Below are 13,823 nucleotides of genomic sequence, written 5' to 3'. Positions count from 1 at the left end.
GAAAGGAAATTGACAGAAACAGCTAAAGTAACAGTAATAGGCGCCGGTCTTGCCGGCAGTGAGGCCGCATGGCAGATCGCTTCGAGCGGAGTGCCGGTCAGACTATATGAAATGAGACCTGTTGTAAAGACGCCTGCGCATCACACGGATCAGTTCGCTGAACTGGTATGCAGCAACTCCCTGCGTGCAAATGGTCTTGGTAATGCCGTTGGTGTATTAAAGGAAGAAATGCGGCGGTTGAATTCGCTGGTCCTGGGTGCTGCAGACCGTCATGCGGTTCCTGCCGGCGGTGCGCTTGCCGTAGACCGGGACGGATTTTCGGGTGAAATTACTTCGACGCTGCACAATCATCCTTTGGTGGAAGTCATAAATGAAGAACTTACGCATATACCGGAGGAAGGGATTGTCGTTATCGCGACCGGTCCGCTGACTTCTCCGGCTTTATCTGCTGAGATTAAAGCGCTGCTCGGTGAAGAATATTTCTACTTCTATGACGCTGCAGCGCCGATTGTGGAGAAAGACACCATCGACATGAGCAAGGTGTATTTGGCCTCCCGTTATGACAAAGGGGAAGCAGCCTATCTTAACTGTCCGATGACGGAAGAGGAATTTGATGTTTTTTATGATGCGCTGATCTCGGCCGAGACCGCAGCACTTAAAGATTTTGAGAAAGAGATTTATTTTGAAGGCTGTATGCCGATTGAAATCATGATGAAGCGCGGCAAGCAAACGGCGTTGTTCGGCCCAATGAAGCCGGTAGGACTCATGAATCCCCACACTGGAAAATTGCCTCATGCAGTAGTGCAGCTGCGTCAGGATAATGCTGCAGGTACACTGTACAACCTGGTTGGATTCCAGACCCATCTTAAGTGGGGGGAACAGAAACGCGTTTTCTCGCTGATCCCGGGTCTTGAGAATGCGGAATATGTCCGTTATGGCGTAATGCACCGCAATACTTTTATTAATTCTCCCAAACTGCTGCATCCGACTTATCAGATGAAAGGCAAGGAAAGATTATTTTTTGCCGGACAGATGACGGGTGTCGAAGGTTATGTGGAATCAGCTGCTTCCGGAATGATCGCCGGAATTAACGCGGCCAGAGCTGCGCTTGGCGAGGAGGGCTTGATCTTCCCGGAGGACAGTGTGCTGGGCAGCATGCCTGCTTACATCACTTCCGCGGATCCAGAACATTTCCAGCCAATGAATGCCAACTTCGGCCTGCTTCCTAAGCTTGAGAAGAAAATCCGCAGCAAGAAGGAAAAAAATGAATTTCTGGCTCACCGCGCACTAGACAGTATTGCCGATTTCGCAGCCCGCACAGGACTTCCCTACACAGAACCGGAGATCACTGAACCAAGCCCGTCATAAACTAGGGTGTGTTAAGCCGTTCTTTTGCAAGTGGCATCCCACAAAACTTTTAGGAGGTTGCAAAATCATGTTACCCAGCTTTCATGCGACTACAATTTGTGCGGTTAGACATAATGGCCATGCGGCAATAGCCGGCGATGGTCAGGTTACTTTTGGAGAAAGTGTCATCATGAAGACGACGGCTAAAAAAGTCCGCCGCCTGTACAGAGGACAAGTAATCGCTGGCTTTGCGGGTTCCGTGGCCGATGCGATTACTTTATTCGAGAAGTTTGAAGGCAAGCTGGAGGAGCATCACGGCAATCTGCAGCGGGCAGCAGTGGAGCTGGCCAAGGATTGGCGCCAGGACCGCATCCTGCGCAAGCTGGAAGCCTTAATGATTGTGATGGATAAAGAGGGAATGCTGCTGATCTCCGGCAACGGTGAAATCATTGAACCGGATGATGATGTGTTGGCCATTGGCTCCGGAGGCAACTTTGCACTGGCGTCAGGACGTGCGCTGAAACGCCATGCTCCGAATTTAGAAGCTGCCGAAATCGCCAGGGAAGCACTGCAAATCGCTTCCGAGATTTGTGTATATACCAATTCCAATATTATTGTTGAACAATTATAGGCACGGTGCCGCAGAAAGAGGGAGGAAGTCATAATGGGTAATCAATCGCTTACACCGCGTCAAATCGTAGCAGAGCTCGATAAATATATCGTTGGCCAGAAGCAGGCAAAAAAATCGGTGGCAGTTGCACTGCGTAACCGTTACCGACGCAGTTTGCTTGCTGAAGAGCTGCGGGATGAAGTTGTTCCAAAAAACATTCTGATGATCGGTCCTACTGGGGTAGGGAAGACTGAGATCGCCCGCCGGCTTGCCAAGCTTGTAAATGCCCCGTTCATCAAAGTAGAGGCTACCAAGTTTACCGAGGTTGGTTATGTGGGGCGCGATGTGGAATCCATGGTCCGTGATTTGGTGGAGACCTCCATCCGTATGGTTAAGCTTGAGCGGACAGAGAAGGTGAAAGACCGGGCTGAAGAATTGGCGAATGAGCGGATCGTCTCGATTCTTGTTCCGTCTACTTCCAAGAACAAGTCACAGCGCAATCCCTTCGAAATGATTTTCGGCGGCAATAACGCAAGCTCCGAAGATACAAAGGAAGAGCCCGAGGATGGTTCGCTCAGCGAACGCCGGCGAGGTGTCAAATTCAAACTGCTGGCAGGGCAGCTGGAAGACGACATCATTGAAATCGACGTGGAGGATACCGCCCCTACGATGCTGGACATGTTTGCCGGACAAGGCAATGACCAGATGGGAATGAACATGCAGGAAATGTTCGGCAGTCTACTGCCCAAGCGGACCAAAAAACGCAAGCTTCCGATCAAGGAAGCACGCAAAGTGCTGATTCAGGATGAAGCGGCCAAGCTGATTGACATGGACGACGTTATTCAGGAATCCGTGTCCCGTGCCGAGCAGTCAGGTATTATTTTTATCGATGAAATCGATAAGGTTGCCAGCCAGGGCAAAGGTTCTGGACCCGATGTTTCCCGTGAAGGGGTGCAGCGTGATATATTGCCTATCGTCGAAGGATCTACGGTGATGACTAAATACGGACCTGTGAAGACGGATTATGTTCTGTTTATGGCAGCGGGAGCCTTTCATATTGCGAAGCCTTCCGATCTTATCCCTGAGCTTCAGGGGCGATTCCCGATCCGTGTGGAGCTGAGCAGTCTAACACTGGAGGATTTCGTCTCCATATTGACTGAACCGGAGAATGCGCTGACGAAACAATATGTTAATTTGCTCAAGACAGAAAACATTGAAATTGAGTTCCAGCCGGAAGCGATCCAGGAAATTGCCAAAATTGCAGCCTCTGTGAACCAGAACATGGAAAATATAGGTGCGCGTCGTTTGCATACCATTCTCGAGAAACTGCTGGAAGACCTATCTTTTGAAGCTCCTGAATTGACTCTCGAAACAATGGTAATCACTCCGGAATATGTTCGTGAAAAACTGTCAGAAATCGCACAAGACCGCGATTTAAGCCAGTATATCCTCTAATCCGACAGCCTCCAAAATTACTTCAAATTAGGTATATGGAAGTAGTGACATGACAAAAGTCGGTGGAAATCAACCTTTTTATGTCACTATATGCTAAATAAAGTTAAATATTGGAACGAAAAAGGTAAATAATTGAAAAACCATGCTTTAAGCCCTCTCTTTTCAGAAAAGATAGGGCTTATTTCTTATTGTAATAATATACAATTTCTAAGAGAATCAATGTATATGAGATTGAGATTTTAAATCTTCATCGACAGATTTCGACCTGCATCACATAAAAAAGTTAAAAATTTAGCTTTATTTGTCGAAAGTAGCAGGATTTCGGAAGAAGTTGTGGAATTCTTTTCATTATGATAGCTTTGGAAGGGGGGGATTTGCATGGGTTTGCTAAACAATGTCAGTTTTCAAAGACTACAGGCAGGCATTGATGCCGCCAATAAACGACAAAGTGTTTTGGCCAACAATGTGGCAAATAACGACACACCGAATTTCAAACGCTCCGATGTTTCTTTTGAAAGTTTGCTTAGGCAACAGGAAAATGGACTGAAGTCAACGCTTAACGCGAAGATATCGGATTCCCGCCATTTCCAATTCGGATCGGCTACAGCCGTTCCGTCTGCAGTAGTCACTACAGACCACACCACCTCGATGAACAACAATGATAATAATGTGGATATGGAGCGCGAGATGGCGTTAAGCGCCGAGAATCAGCTTCGGTACAACTCTTATGTACATCTGATAAACAGTGATATCACTAAAATGCGCACAGCAGTTGAGGGGAGGTAACAAATAGTGAATTTTGGTAGCAGTTTTGGAATAAGCGCTTCAGCTTTAACCGCTCAGCGGCTGCGGATGGATGTAATATCCTCCAACATTGCCAATGCTGAAACAACCAGAGCCTCTGTAGTGGACGGCAAAGCCGTACCTTACCGGAGAAAGCTGGTGGTGCTGGAGACAGCCGAGAACAAAAGTTTTTCCAACATATTGAATGCTAAGATGAATGGTGAAAGCGAAGGGGTTAAGGTACAGTCGATTATTGACGATGCCTCACCTATGAAGCCGGTATACAACCCCAGCCATCCTGATGCGGATGCCGAAGGTTATGTGTATATGCCTAACGTAGATGTCACGAAGGAAATGGTGGATATGCTGTCTTCCTACCGTTCCTATGAAGCTAATGTTACGATGCTGAACGCGTCCAAGGCTATGGTAAGCAAAGCGCTTGAAATTGGACGGTAATTTTGAAATGACATCTTAGGAGGAAAACAGTTGATACAGAATTTAACTATCGGAACCCAAGCTGTTCAACCGCTTGCTATGAAGCCAGTAGCTGCTGAGTCAGAAGCGGTTAGCGGTTCCAAACAAAGCTTTGGTTCTTATCTGCAGGATGCACTTAATCAAGTGGCAGAGCAAGAGCAATATTCCAAGGATATGAATAATAAATTCGTATTGGGAGAAGTCAACATTGATGAGGCTTTGATTTCTTCCCAGCAGGCATTGCTGAGTTTGCAGCTGACTACACAAGTCCGGAACAAAGTGATCGAAGCCTATCAGGAAATTATGAGAACTCAAATCTAAATAATCCTTAGCTTAGTTTCGGATGGGGTGACACTGTGAATGAACGATTGGCCCAGTACCGGGAGAAAATCACTCAGTATTGGAACAGATTTAGCGCTAAACAGAAGATTTTATTTTTTTCTACATTGTTTATCATTATTTTAATAATCGTAGTTTTGACCATGAGGCTTTCGAAAACGGAATATGAAGTGGCATTTCGAGATCTGGACAGCACAGACTCCGCTGGAGTCATGACTTACCTGGATACAAAAGGAATTTCATACCGTTTAAGTCCGGATGGACACAGCATATCCGTACCAAGCACAGAAGCCGCTCGCATTAAAGTGGATATTGGCTCGCAGGGAATCGTGCAGGGAGGTTCCATCGGGTATAAAGTGTTTGACGAATCTTCGTCGATGATCGGTACGACGGACAGTGAGTTTGATGTTAAATACAACAATGCTCTAAATGGTGAAGTGGAACAGCTGATGAGACGGATGCAGGGAATCAAGGATGCTAAGGTGCTGATTAATTTGCCCAAAGAGACGGTCTTTGCCGCTCAAGAGGGTCAGGAGCAGGCTTCGGCTTCCGTTGTACTTTCCTTTGATCCAGGATTTAGACCATCACAAGACAATATTGACGGTTATTTCAACCTTGTAAAGACTGCTGTGCCGAATTTGCCGATTGACAACATCACGATTGCAAATAACGAGATCGAGTTGATGCCGACAGCTAAAGGCGGACAGGCAGGGGTTACCAACCAGGTTGAAGAAAACTTTGCTCTTCAAAAGAAATTTGAAGAAGAAGTTAAGAAAAATGTGAAACAGTTCCTAACTACGCTCACAGGACCGGATAAAGTTGATGTCCTTGTCTTCTCTAAGTTGAATTTTGACAAAGAGAACCGGAAAGAAGACCTTGTTACTCCGGTAGATACAGAGAATATGAAAGGGATTGAAATCAGTTCGCAGATTATCAGCAATTCCTATTCGGGGCAAGGAAATACTACCGGAGGCGTTGCGGGTACGGGCTCAGAAGATGTCTCAGGTTATCCATCTGGAACTAATACAGGCGCTTCTACATCTGAAGAATCATCAGAGACCCGAAACTACGAAGTGAACCGGATCACCAAGGATATTATCGCTAGCCCGTATACTGTAAAAGATTTAACCATAAATGTTGCGGTTGAACCACCTACAGGACAAAATATTTTAGATGATACTACTTCAGCAGCAATTAAGAATATTCTGACCAATATTGTAAGAGCTACTCTAGCAGATTCAGGAGTCACTTATACAGACGCAGATTTGACCAAAAAAGTTTCGGTATACTCGCAACAATTTGGAGATACAGCTGCTGATACAGGGTCGGGCGGACTTGCTACGTGGATGATTTGGGCCATTGCTGCGGCAGCATTGCTGGTCGGCGCAGGCGGGGGATACTTCATTTACCGCAGCCGCAAGAAGACAGAAGAAGAAGAAGTGGAAGAAGACATTCCGCTGCAGGTTCCTACCGAGTTTCCTTCTATTAACTTTGAGAGCGTGACGAATGAAAGTCAGGTTCGCAAGCAGTTGGAAAGTCTGGCGAAGAAAAAGCCGGATGAATTCGTAAACTTGTTGCGTACATGGCTTGCAGACGAACAGAGGTGAACTAATGGCAAAAGCTAGCCAGCAGGGTCTCAGCGGCCGTCAAAAAGCGGCGATCCTGCTTATCACACTAGGCCCTGAGGTATCGGCACAAATATTCAAACATCTAAGAGACGAGGAAATTGAGCAACTGACTCTGGAGATAGCCAATGTCCGTAAGGTGGATAGCGGCGAGAAAGAGTCAATCATGTCCGAGTTTCACCAAATATGCCTCGCTCAGGAATATATCTCTCAAGGCGGTATTAACTACGCCAAGGAGATTCTGGAGAAAGCGCTTGGTTCAACCAAGGCTATGGAGGTCATTAACCGCCTGACGGCAACACTGCAAGTCAGACCCTTTGATTTTGCACGCAAAGCTGATCCGCATCAAATATTAAACTTTATCCAGAATGAAAATGTACAAACTATTGCCCTTGTATTATCTTATCTGCAGTTTGAGCAGGCAGCTTCCATTCTTTCTTCGTTGCCACAAGAGAAGCAGGCTGAAGTTGCGAGAAGAATCGCGATTATGGATAGTACTTCACCAGAGGTCGTCACGCAAATCGAACGCGTGCTGGAGCAGAAGCTTTCTGCAACAGTAACGCAGGATTATACAAATGCAGGCGGTATCGAATCTATCGTACAGATCCTGAACGGTGTTGACCGGGGGACGGAACGTACGATTCTGGATTCCCTGGAAATACAGGATCCGGAGCTGGCCGAAGAGATCAAAAAACGGATGTTCGTGTTCGAGGATATTGTCAATGTCGACAACCGTTCCATCCAGCGCATTATCAAAGATATCGAGAATGCGGATTTGCAGCTTGCACTCAAAGTGGCCAGTGAAGAAGTGCGCGATGTTATTTTCCGCAACATGTCCAAACGGATGGCCGAAAGCTTCCGCGAGGAAATGGAATATATGGGTCCGGTGCGGTTGCGTGATGTTGAGGAAGCACAGACCCGCATTGTAGGCACGATCCGCAGACTCGAAGAGTCAGGTGAAATTATCATCGCCCGTGGTGGAGGAGATGACATCATTGTCTAAGCTGATTAAACATTCTCAATATGTTCCCGTAGATGTGCTTAAGCGGCTGGAACAAGCCAGGCAGCATGCAGGGCTTGTTGTAGAGCCGGCTCACGAAGAAACAGCATCAGGAGAGGTTCAATATCAGGACCCGGCCCGTGAAGAGGCAGAGCAAGCACGCAAGCAAATGCTGAAGGACGCCCAGGAGTTCGCTGAAGGACAGGTCCGGAACGCATCGCAGGAAGCTGAGAATATTGTGGAATCGGCACGGAATGAAGCTGAGGAATGGTGGCGGCAGCGTAGGGAGCAGGATGAGCATCTTATAGAAGCTATCAAGGCGGAGGCGTTTCAGCAAGGGTATCAGGAAGGCGTCACACAGGCTGAACAGGATATGGTGCAGAAGCTTGCGGAGATGATGGAGGAAGCACGTAATGTTCTTCAAGAGGCATACCGCGGGAGAGACGTCATTATTCAGGAAGCTGAACCTTTCCTGGTGGAGCTTAGCTGCAGTATCGCCGAGAAAATTGTGGACAAGCAGCTGACGGTTGAACCGCAGTTCGCACTGGATCTGATCCGCAAGAATCTGGCCCGCAAACGTGAGCAGGGACTTATCTCCCTCTGCGTTTCACCTGCGCAGTTCGCTTTCGTCAATGCGGCCAGGGAAGAATTGGCGCTGGCGGTGGATTCGCAGGCCGAACTGCAAATCCTGCCTGATTCCACAGTTAAGGATCTTGGGTGTGTGATCCGCTCTTCCTTCGGCAGCATTGATGCACGAATCGACACTCAGCTTGCAGAAATCAAGAAAGAGCTGGTTCGAATTGCATTGGACACCGAGGAGCACAGAAATGGGGAAGGCGATGCTTGACAGTGGGCGATATAAAGAACAGCTGCGTAATTTCGATCCTGTAAGAATTAACGGGAAGGTTACCCAGGTGATCGGGCTAATGGTTGAGTCAGAAGGGCCGGATGCCAGCATCGGTGATGTCTGCTACATCTATCCTTCAAAAGGCAATAAGCCGCTGCAGGCTGAGGTTGTAGGCTTCCGCGATAATAAAGTGCTGCTGATGCCTCTTGGAGAATTGCAGGCGATAGGCCCCGGCTGTGATGTTGTAGGTACAGGCAAACCGCTGAGCGTTCAGGTTGGTTCCGAACTGCTTGGCAAGGTGCTGGATGGATTGGGCCAGCCGCTTGACGGCTCACTGATTCCAGCCCGGATGCCGCATAGCTCAACCTTCAATATTCCGTCCAATCCGCTGAACCGTCCCCGGGTGCATGAGCCCATCAGTATTGGCGTCCGGGCGATCGACGGTCTGCTTACGATCGGCAAAGGACAGCGGGTAGGGATTTTTGCAGGGTCCGGCGTCGGTAAGAGTACTCTAATGGGCATGATCGCCCGCAATACTTCGGCGGACGTGAATGTGATTGCCCTTATAGGTGAGCGGGGCAGGGAAGTGCTGGATTTCATTGAACGTGATTTAGGGCCTGAAGGTCTGCAGCGCTCAGTAGTTATTGTTGCTACATCCGACCAGCCGGCACTCATACGGATCAAAGGTGCGCTGATTGCCACAACGATTGCTGAATATTTCCGCGACCGTGGACTGAATGTGATGCTGATGATGGATTCGGTAACACGTTACGCCATGGCACAGCGCGAAGTAGGGCTGGCGGTAGGCGAACCTCCTGCAATGAGAGGTTACACTCCTTCCGTATTTGCTAGTCTGCCCAAGCTGCTGGAACGGGCGGGAACAGGGCCAACAGGTTCCATTACCGCTTTTTACACAGTGCTGGTGGATGGTGACGATATGAATGAACCCATTGCCGATGCTGTGCGGGGTATACTCGACGGACATATTGTGCTCAACCGGAATATCGCCAATAAAGGTCACTTTCCTGCAATTGATGTACTGGCCAGCATCAGTCGTGTAATGAAGGATATTGCTCCCGAGGAGCAAATTGACGCGGCCGAAAATGTAAAACGACTTATGGCGGTATATAAGGATTCAGAGGACTTGATCAATATCGGTGCCTATCAGAGAGGCTCGAATGCCCAGATTGATGAGTCGATGCATTATATCGACAGCATCTGGGATTTCACGAAACAGAAAGTTAACGAAAAAGTGACGCTGGCCGAGGTTCAACAATCATTAATTTCACAGTTCTCGAGGAGTTGATCAGCAGTGAGGTTCCATTATACTTTTCAAAAAGTTGTGGACTTGAAAGGCAACGAAAAAACACAGGCAGAGTGGATGCTTTCAAGTGCGCTCGGAGAATTGCAAGCCCAGGAAAAAAGTCTTGATGAATTAATCTCTCAGCGCAGCACACTGATGCTGTCCCTGCAAAGTGCAGCCGAACAAAAGACACCGATGGCCAAGATAAGAGAGATGCAGGATTACATGGATTATCTGGATACCTGTATCGCCCGCAAGCATTTGGATATCCGCCGGGCTCATGTAGAGGTGCAGCATAAGCAGGATCATCTTAGCACTAAGGTCCTTGACGAGAAGGTCTGGCTGAAAGCCAAAGACAAGGCTCAAACTATATTTCAGCAGAATATGATTTTACGGGAACAAAACGAACTGGATGAGATGGCTACCGTCCGCTTCGCGATGAAATCCCTCTAACCCGGGAGGTTTCCGCTAGTGGCTAACAATGATATGGAATTTGAAAACGAAGAGTCAGCAGGTAAATTCGAGCGGTTTTTGTTCTTAATGATTCCGATCATATTCACTCTCGTACTGCTTGGTGTGTTGTTGACTCTATTTAATATGGATATCCGCAACAACGTGCTGGCAATCGGAAACAAGATCCCTTTTATCGAAAAGGTGATTCCTGATCCTCCCGCCGAACCGGGGAGCGAGACTGCCGCTGATCCTGAAGCGCAAAGCGAAGAGCAGGAGGCAAGTTCGGAAACAACGATCAAAAAACTTAAGGCCCAGGTTGCTGAGCAGGCCAAACAGCTGCAGCAGGTGAGCGAAGAAAAAACGACTCAGGAAACACAGGTTCAGGCGCTCCAAAAGCAGATTGACGGTATGAAGGAAGAAGCTGCAGCTGCGGAGGTTGCTCCTGAGGAGACGGAAGATCCGTATGAAGTGAAGGTTGCTGAATTAGCCAAGCTGTATGCGGGAATGAAAGCCTCCAAGGCAGCTCCGATTATGGAGAATTTAACTACCGAAGAAATGGTTCAAGTTTTTAGCGCCATGAGTAAAGCCAGCAAAACAGCGATTCTGGAAAAAATGGATCCTAAAAAGGCTGCAGATGTCTCGATTAAGCTAAAAGAAACGACGGATTCTACCGATATGGCTATTGCAGCCCTTCAATCGAGGTTGAAGCAGAACGAGGCTAGTGTGGCCACAACAACTTCAAGCGCTAATCTCAATAAGGACAAGCTCAGCCAGACATTCACGTCCATGCCTGCGACAGAAGCGGCAACCCTGCTTGGTTCCATGTACAGTATTAGCCCTGATAAGGTGATTACGATATTGAATACGGTGAGCGACAGTGTAAGATCCTCGATCTTAGGCGAGATGACGAAGAAAAACAGCGCCCAAACTGCCAAAATTGTAAATCGGCTGATGGGTGGTAAATAACACCTGAAAGGAGGTGAAAAATAATGAGTTTAGTCGTTCCATCACTTTCTGGCGGTAACCTGACAACATCGGCAGGAACTTCTTCTGCTGCAACCGGAGCAGCCTCAGCCCTTGGTGGAGCAGTTGTCGCAAACGGAACAACAACGGCAATGCCGTTTGCTCAGACTCTAGTACAGAGTATGACTGGAGGAACTGCAAAGGAAACCGAGACGCCTTTACTGGGCAATCTGGCTTCATTGCTGCAGGGTCTGCTGAATAGCGTAAGCTCGACGGGGGAAGAAGCTGGTCAATCGCGGGGCGGTAAGGATGCAGAAAGTTCCGAGAGCTCTAAGCAGCTGGAAGGGCTTTTGCAGGATATTGAGAAGCTGGATGACAACATCAGCGCTGACCCTACTTTGCTCGCTGCCCTGCAAGGCTGGCTGATTCAGGTATCGGCACTGCTGTCCGGCAGTAACAACCCTGCTGAGACTGGTGCAGCCAACATGGACATCGACCCTGCATCGGGCTTATCTCCGCTTGCCCAGAATTCAGACACTGTGCGTTTTGTTGTTCAGGATGACCTTACTAGTCTAGTGAATCTGATTCAGCAGTCCTCCGTTACCGGGAATGAAAAAAATGCGGCCGAGGGTATTGAGCTGTTGAACGAGTTCACGGTCATTATGGCCCAAGTTGCCGTTCCAGAAAATAAACTTAAGTCAAAGCCAGTTGTCCATGCGGAGACATCAGCCGTAGAAAATAACGTTATTGCTAAAGAGTTAACTCGGGCAGAAACTACTATACCGGACAATAAGGCAAAAACGGTAGAGGCAACAAACCTTAGCAATACTCCTGCTGTGACTTTGAAACAACAGGCCATGACTGAGAATAACAGGCCTGTATATCATTTTGAAGCTAAGGCACCTGTACAAACTGTCGGCAATGCTGCCGCCACAACTGCGGCTAACGTTGAGAGCGCAGATCCGCTTACGCCTGTAACAAATACAGGTGCTGCTTCGGCAGAGGTGATCACAACACCAGCCTCCAAGACTGGAGCGGAGGTTAAACCGGCCGGAATCATAGAAGAAGCTTTGCCCGAGATCAATGGAACTGCAGATGAGAACAATGTTGTGACTGCAGGACAATTGTCGCTTAGAGGCGGTATTACAGCGCCGTTGAAGGCAACGACAGTCCAAGTGCCCGTTCATCAATTTGCTCAAGAAATGGACAAAATGATCACGGGGAAACTTGAAATTCTAAAAAAAGGCGGGGTAGCTGAAGCTACAATTACGCTTTTTCCGGAAAATTTGGGACAAGTAGATGTTAAGATTACGATGCAAAACGGCAATTTGATTGCCCAGTTCTTGACTGAGCATTCCGGAGCCAAAGATATGCTTGAGCAGCAGATGAGTCAATTGCGCAGCGCATTGCAGTCTCAAGGACTTCAGGTCGAGAAATTGGAAGTTTCGCAGAATTCAGCGCTTCTTTCCCAGTTCAACGGGCAGCAGGGACGTCAATCGGCTTCCGGAGGGCAACAGCAGGATGGTCGCTCCAAGGAACGTCGTGAGGAAATTGCTGATGCGGTACTTGCCGCAGAGCTTAATGGGGAATGGAAGGATTGGGTAGCAAACGGCCAGGAGGATATCCGTAACGAAGGCGGAGGCTTCTCAGCCAAAGCTTAATATTTTGAAAAAAGTGAGGTGAAATGAAATGGAATCAACGACTCCGATAACTACCAAAGATCAATGGAATTATGTAGTTCCTGACAGCAGCAAGAAAACAACAGGCAGCTCCGTCCTGGGCAAGGATCAGTTCTTAAAAATCCTCATGACTCAATTGCAGAATCAGGATCCCACGCAGCCTATGGAGGATAAAGAATTTATCGCCCAGATGGCTCAATTCTCATCGGTAGAGCAACTTATGAATATTTCGACCCAAATGACGGCTATGAGTCAGTCGCTTGGTTCGGTCTCCGGATTGATCGGCAAGGATATCACCTGGACTGATACGGAAACCAAACTTCCAAAGACAGGCAATGTGGAATCCATCGTTGTCAATAAGGGTGTGCAATATGCAGTTGTAGGCACTGAGCGAATTGCTTTAACCGACATTACACAAATCCAGAATGCAGCATCTAAAGTGGAAACTGTGAGCGACAAGACTCAAGACGACGCTGGGGAGAGCGGGGGGACAATATGAGCGACAGGTTGACTATAGGACAACTGTATCCCTCAAGTGTACATCCGCAGGCTCTACAGCGACAGCAGGCAGCAAAGAATACGGTCAAAACAGAAGCTTCATTTGAAAGTGTGCTTCAGCGGAATTTACTGAAATTCAGCAATCATGCCGCGAAACGACTGGAGCAACGGGGGATTGAACTTGGAACCCGTCAATTGGATGAGATCTCTTCGGCAGTGGATAAAGCTGCAGCCAAGGGCAGCAAAGAATCCTTGATATTAATGAAGGATATGGCTCTAATCGTCAGTGTGCCTAATCGTACTGTAGTCACGGCTATGGATGGAAGCTCTATGAAGGACAATGTGTTCACACAAATTGATAGTGCAGTTATTATCTCGTAAACCGGCCGGTCCTATCGGGAGAGCCGGAGTAGACGCCGACCGACTGACGCGTCTACAGCTCAATTA

15 protein-coding genes are annotated in these 13,823 nt (G+C 47.9%); all 15 read left to right on the top strand.

All coding sequences use genetic code 11. The annotated features are described in order from the left end of the window. Positions 1 to 9: 9 nt before the first annotated feature. Positions 10 to 1,368: an FADH(2)-oxidizing methylenetetrahydrofolate--tRNA-(uracil(54)-C(5))-methyltransferase TrmFO gene (gene trmFO, locus NSS79_RS20370; RefSeq protein ID WP_342435886.1), complete on the top strand. Its 1,359-nt coding sequence runs from the start codon at positions 10 to 12 to the stop codon at positions 1,366 to 1,368. A 67-nt stretch (positions 1,369 to 1,435) separates the two neighbouring features. Beyond that, positions 1,436 to 1,978: an ATP-dependent protease subunit HslV gene (gene hslV, locus NSS79_RS20365; RefSeq protein WP_038593549.1), complete on the top strand. Its 543-nt coding sequence runs from the start codon at positions 1,436 to 1,438 to the stop codon at positions 1,976 to 1,978. A 33-nt stretch (positions 1,979 to 2,011) separates the two neighbouring features. Next, entirely contained in the window at positions 2,012 to 3,412 is a 1,401-nt protein-coding gene (gene hslU / locus NSS79_RS20360) for an ATP-dependent protease ATPase subunit HslU (protein ID WP_342435885.1), read from the top strand. A gap of 378 nt (positions 3,413 to 3,790) precedes the next feature. After that, positions 3,791 to 4,198: a flagellar basal body rod protein FlgB gene (gene flgB / locus NSS79_RS20355; protein ID WP_342435884.1), complete on the top strand. Its 408-nt coding sequence runs from the start codon at positions 3,791 to 3,793 to the stop codon at positions 4,196 to 4,198. Between the two features lie 6 nt (positions 4,199 to 4,204). After that, positions 4,205 to 4,651, top strand: coding sequence for a flagellar basal body rod protein FlgC (flgC, locus tag NSS79_RS20350; protein WP_038593540.1), 447 nt, complete (start codon positions 4,205 to 4,207; stop codon positions 4,649 to 4,651). 30 nt (positions 4,652 to 4,681) lie between these two features. Beyond that, entirely contained in the window at positions 4,682 to 4,990 is a 309-nt protein-coding gene (gene fliE / locus NSS79_RS20345) for a flagellar hook-basal body complex protein FliE (protein WP_342435883.1), read from the top strand. Between the two features lie 35 nt (positions 4,991 to 5,025). After that, on the top strand, positions 5,026 to 6,615 hold the full coding sequence (gene fliF / locus NSS79_RS20340) for a flagellar basal-body MS-ring/collar protein FliF (protein WP_342435882.1): 1,590 nt from the start codon (positions 5,026 to 5,028) through the stop codon (positions 6,613 to 6,615). Between the two features lie 4 nt (positions 6,616 to 6,619). Then, positions 6,620 to 7,636 (top strand): flagellar motor switch protein FliG, encoded by a 1,017-nt coding sequence (fliG, locus tag NSS79_RS20335; protein ID WP_038593531.1) that lies wholly within the window; start codon positions 6,620 to 6,622, stop codon positions 7,634 to 7,636. Further along, positions 7,629 to 8,480 (top strand): FliH/SctL family protein, encoded by an 852-nt coding sequence (locus tag NSS79_RS20330; protein WP_342435881.1) that lies wholly within the window; start codon positions 7,629 to 7,631, stop codon positions 8,478 to 8,480. The genes fliG and NSS79_RS20330 overlap by 8 nt, the downstream gene beginning before the upstream one ends. Beyond that, the gene (fliI, locus tag NSS79_RS20325) at positions 8,461 to 9,786 is read left to right on the top strand and encodes a flagellar protein export ATPase FliI (RefSeq protein WP_231578293.1); all 1,326 of its coding nucleotides are present in this window, start codon (positions 8,461 to 8,463) and stop codon (positions 9,784 to 9,786) included. Before NSS79_RS20330 ends, fliI begins: the two co-directional genes overlap by 20 nt. Positions 9,787 to 9,792: 6 nt before the next feature. Further along, on the top strand, positions 9,793 to 10,236 hold the full coding sequence (fliJ, locus tag NSS79_RS20320) for a flagellar export protein FliJ (RefSeq protein WP_038593525.1): 444 nt from the start codon (positions 9,793 to 9,795) through the stop codon (positions 10,234 to 10,236). An 18-nt stretch (positions 10,237 to 10,254) separates the two neighbouring features. Then, positions 10,255 to 11,202 carry a kinesin gene (locus NSS79_RS20315; protein WP_342435880.1) on the top strand — a complete coding sequence of 316 codons (948 nt, stop codon included), beginning with the start codon at positions 10,255 to 10,257 and terminating at the stop codon, positions 11,200 to 11,202. 23 nt (positions 11,203 to 11,225) lie between these two features. After that, positions 11,226 to 12,860, top strand: a complete 1,635-nt coding sequence (locus tag NSS79_RS20310; protein ID WP_342435879.1) for a flagellar hook-length control protein FliK — start codon at positions 11,226 to 11,228, stop codon at positions 12,858 to 12,860. Positions 12,861 to 12,888: 28 nt separating this feature from the next. Continuing rightward, positions 12,889 to 13,377: a flagellar hook assembly protein FlgD gene (flgD, locus tag NSS79_RS20305; RefSeq protein ID WP_038593518.1), complete on the top strand. Its 489-nt coding sequence runs from the start codon at positions 12,889 to 12,891 to the stop codon at positions 13,375 to 13,377. Beyond that, positions 13,374 to 13,757, top strand: a complete 384-nt coding sequence (locus tag NSS79_RS20300) for a TIGR02530 family flagellar biosynthesis protein (protein WP_076110103.1) — start codon at positions 13,374 to 13,376, stop codon at positions 13,755 to 13,757. Before flgD ends, NSS79_RS20300 begins: the two co-directional genes overlap by 4 nt. Positions 13,758 to 13,823 lie beyond the last annotated feature (66 nt).

It is taken from the genome of Paenibacillus sp. FSL L8-0436 (assembly GCF_038593025.1).
Lineage (GTDB): Bacteria > Bacillota > Bacilli > Paenibacillales > Paenibacillaceae > Paenibacillus_AQ.
The sequence above is the reverse complement of the archived record's forward strand: the minus strand, read 5'-3'. Positions and strand labels throughout refer to the sequence as shown.